Below are 1,825 nucleotides of genomic sequence, written 5' to 3'. Positions count from 1 at the left end.
TGATGGGCGAACTGCAGACCAAGATGTTCCTGCTGGCCGGCCTGATCGACGCGGCGTTCATCATCGGCACCGGTATCGCGCTGTGGTTCGCCACCGCGAACCCGTTCCTGGCGCAGATCGCCAACCTGCCGAAGTAATTCCGGGCCCGATCCTGCTGCGAGCCGGCGCGTCCTGCACGCCGCCGGCAACCACCATCACCGAGACCGAGGCACACCCGTGAGCATCACCGCCACCCTCATCGTCCAGATCATCGTCTTCATGATCCTGGTCGGGTTCACGATGAAGTTCGTCTGGCCGCCGATCACCGCCGCGCTCGACGAGCGCGCGAAGAAGATCGCCGACGGCCTGTCGGCCGCCGACAAGGCGAAGGCCGACCTCGCCGCCGCCAACCAGCGCGTCGAGGCCCAGCTGTCGTCGGCCCGCGAGGACGCCGCCAAGCGCCTGGCCGATGCCGAGCGCCTGGCGCAATCGATGGTCGAGGACGCCAAGGGTCGCGCGGCCGAGGAGGCCGCGAAGATCGTCGCTGCCGCCAAGGCCGAGGCCCAGCAGGAGTCGATCAAGGCGCGCGAGGTCCTGCGCGAGCAGGTCGCCGCGCTGGCCGTCAAGGGCGCCGAGCAGATCCTGCGCAAGGAAGTGAACGCTTCGGTGCATGCCGACCTGCTCGGCCGCCTGAAGACGGAACTCTGACGCCATGGCCGAACTCGCCACCATCGCGCGTCCCTACGCCGAAGCGCTGTTCAAGGCCGGCGGCGCGTCGTCGGATCAGTCCGCGGCGGCCGAGCAGCTGTCGGCGCTGGCCGGCGTCGCGGCCGACCCGCGGCTGCTGCAGTTCGCCGGCGACCCGAAGGCCGACGCCGGCCAGGTCTACGATGTCCTCACGGGCGTCGCCAAGACCCCGCTCGCGCCCAGCGTGCAGAACCTGCTGAAGACCGTGATCGACAACGGCCGCCTCGTCGCGCTGCCCGAGATCGCGCAGCAATTCCATGCACTGGTCAACGCGAAGTCGGGCGTGTCGGACGCAGCGATCTACAGCGCCTTCCCGATCGACGCGGCCCAGCTGGCCGACGTGAAGGCGGCACTCGAGAAGCGCTTCGGCCGCAAGCTCGATGCCAAGGTCACCGTCGAGCCCGGACTGATCGGCGGCATCCGTGTCGTCGTCGGCGACGAGGTGCTGGACACCTCGGTCAAGGCCCGCCTCGAAGCGATGAAGTCGGCGCTGGTCGCCTGAACGGAATTCCGGAACCCATCCCCACCCGCAGCCCCAGGCCACGGACACGGAGCACACCATGCAACTCAATCCCGCTGAAATTTCCGAACTGATCAAGAGCCGCATCGAGGGCCTGGGCGCGTCGACCGACATCCGCAACCAGGGCACCGTCGTCTCGGTGACCGACGGCATCGTGCGCGTGCACGGCCTGTCCGACGCGATGGCCGGCGAAATGCTCGAGTTCCCCGTCGGCAAGGACGGCCAGCCGACCTACGGCCTGGCGCTGAACCTCGAGCGCGACTCGGTCGGCGCGGTGATCCTGGGCGAGTACGAGCACATCTCCGAAGGCGACACGGTCAAGTGCACCGGCCGCATCCTGGAAGTGCCGGTCGGCCCCGAGCTGATCGGCCGCGTCGTCAACGCGCTCGGCCAGCCGATCGACGGCAAGGGCCCGATCAACGCCAAGATGACCGACGTGATCGAGAAGGTCGCGCCGGGCGTGATCGCGCGCAAGAGCGTGGACCAGCCGGTGCAGACCGGCCTGAAGTCGATCGACTCGATGGTCCCGGTCGGCCGCGGCCAGCGCGAGCTGATCATCGGCGACCGCCAGACCGGCAA

General features: G+C 68.9%; 2 protein-coding genes and 2 pseudogenes. All 4 read left to right on the top strand.

From position 1 onward, the window contains the following. Nucleotides 1–137, top strand: a pseudogene (locus QZV97_RS20870) (F0F1 ATP synthase subunit C); the annotation flags it as partial. Between the two features lie 79 nt (nt 138–216). Then, nucleotides 217–687: a F0F1 ATP synthase subunit B gene (locus QZV97_RS20865; RefSeq protein WP_295647342.1), complete on the top strand. Its 471-nt coding sequence runs from the start codon at nt 217–219 to the stop codon at nt 685–687. A gap of 4 nt (nt 688–691) precedes the next feature. Next, complete coding sequence (locus QZV97_RS20860; RefSeq protein ID WP_295647340.1) at nt 692–1,228, top strand: F0F1 ATP synthase subunit delta; 537 nt, start codon at nt 692–694, stop codon at nt 1,226–1,228. A gap of 58 nt (nt 1,229–1,286) precedes the next feature. Continuing rightward, a pseudogene (locus tag QZV97_RS20855) lies at nt 1,287–1,825 on the top strand (F0F1 ATP synthase subunit alpha); the annotation flags it as partial.

Source organism: uncultured Methylibium sp. (assembly GCF_902826655.1).
GTDB lineage: Bacteria > Pseudomonadota > Gammaproteobacteria > Burkholderiales > Burkholderiaceae_C > Methylibium.
Note: the sequence above shows the minus strand (reverse complement) of the source record. Positions and strands in the feature narration are given on the sequence as shown.